This window comes from Streptomyces sp. NPDC006463, from assembly GCF_042870715.1.
Taxonomy (GTDB): Bacteria; Actinomycetota; Actinomycetes; order Streptomycetales; family Streptomycetaceae; genus Streptomyces.
In genome coordinates this window covers 1-1,666 of the sequence record NZ_JBIAHP010000077.1, presented here as the reverse complement: position 1 = coordinate 1,666, position 1,666 = coordinate 1, and the positions used below count along the sequence as shown (strand labels likewise).

Annotated in this window: 2 protein-coding genes; one reads left to right on the top strand and one right to left on the bottom strand. The window is 69.3% G+C overall.

Annotation, left to right across the window (positions count from 1 at the left end):
• The first annotated feature begins 269 nt into the window (after window positions 1-269).
• Entirely contained in the window at window positions 270-1,061 is a 792-nt protein-coding gene (locus ACFYOB_RS41590) for an IS5 family transposase (protein ID WP_388570295.1), read from the top strand.
• Here ACFYOB_RS41590 and ACFYOB_RS41585 read toward each other — a convergent pair.
• Window positions 1,018-1,551, bottom strand: a complete 534-nt coding sequence (locus ACFYOB_RS41585) for a hypothetical protein (protein WP_388570293.1) — start codon at window positions 1,549-1,551, stop codon at window positions 1,018-1,020. The two genes, ACFYOB_RS41590 and ACFYOB_RS41585, sit on opposite strands and share 44 nt — an antisense overlap.
• Window positions 1,552-1,666 lie beyond the last annotated feature (115 nt).

Genomic DNA, 1,666 nt, shown 5'->3' with positions numbered 1-1,666 from the left:
TCAGTAGCTGTTGTCGTTCCGATCTTGAGGGCTGTGTGTCGAACGGGAGTCTCGATCGGGTGATCGCCGCTGGTCGTGGGCATGAAGGCAGGGCCTCTTGGTAGCTCGGGGTTGCGAAGCCAACCGAGATCCAGGAGACCCTGTTGCCGCAGTTCTACGTGCTCGCGCCGGTGGAGTTCAACTCGACTGCCCCGACGTGTGATTGTGTCGCCCACCGGTTCGGCAATGCGGCCGATCACCCGGAACGTGTTCGGCGGTATCCCTCGGACATGACGGACTCGGAGTGGGCCGTGGTCCGGCCGCTGCTGCCGGTGCCCGGCTGGTTGCGCGGCCGGGGCGGACAGCCGGAGGCGTACTGCCACCGGGCGATACTGGACGCGATCCGCTACCTCCTCGACAACGGAATCAAGTGGCGGGCCATGCCCGCCGACTTCCCGCCCTGGGACCGGGCATACGCATTCTTCCGCCGCTGGCGCGACCACGCCCTGGTCAAGGAGTTCCACGACCGGCTGCGCGCAAGGATCCGCGAGAGGGAGGGGCGCGATGCGGAGCCGACGGCCGGCGTGATCGACTCTCAGTCCGTCAAAGCGGATGCCGTCGTCGGCTCCGACAGCCGCGGCTTCGACGGCGGCAAGCTGATCAACGGGCGCAAGCGGCACGTCGTGGTCGACACCCTCGGCCTGCTGCTGGGCGTGATGGTCACCGCCGCGGACACCGGCGACCGCGCCGCCGCCCAGGCCCTGCTCGAGCAGGTGGCCGACGCGCACCACCGCCTCGCCCTCATCTGGGCCGACGGCGGCTACACCGGCCCCCTCGTCGAGCACTGCCTGGCCACGCTCGCCCTGGTCCTCACGATCGTCAAACGCAGCGACGACATGCGCGGCTTCGTGGTCCTGCCCAAGCGGTGGATCGTCGAGCGCCTTTTCGCCCACCTGATGCGCACCCGCCGCCTGGGACGCGACTACGAACGCCGCACCACCAGCGCCGAGGCGATGATCTACTGGTCGATGACCCTGCTCATGACCCGCCGCCTCGCGCGGCCGCGGCCTTCGCGAGCATGAACCGGCCCGGCGCGGGTTCGGCCAGCCAGCCGCGCGCGACCAGGCGTTTCGCCTTCGACCGCAGTGCCTCCACCTTGGCCGGCACCGCGTCCAGACCGAACATCACGGCCATCTCCTGGCAGGTCAGCGACCCTTGATGGAGCCGGTCCCGGTCCGAGAGAGCTTGCAGGATGCGCTGGTAGTCCACCGACAGCACCGACCAGGCCAGCCCCTCACTCCACACCGGCACCTGCGACTTCGGCTTCGCCGAGTCCCGGGGCGCCGACCCGCCCGCAGCCCGCGGATCCGGGACGTCCTCCGTGCCGGCGGTGCTGCCGCAGTCCGGAGCCAGCACCGCATCGACCCGCCTGCGGGCGATCACCCACTCCTGCCATTCCAGCTCGGCAACGGCCAGTTCGGCCTGGATACGGTCGGCCTCCTCACGCAGCCCGTCCACCCGACAGCGAGCTGCGAGCTCGTGCTGTTCCAGCAGTCCGACAACCGACGGCATCCGCAACCTCCCGGGGAGCGACGACACGACAGGTTACGACTCCCACCGAATCACCGCCCCTACTCCTGACCAGCGAAAACGCCGCCCTCAAGTCCGGAAAGACAACAACCTCTCA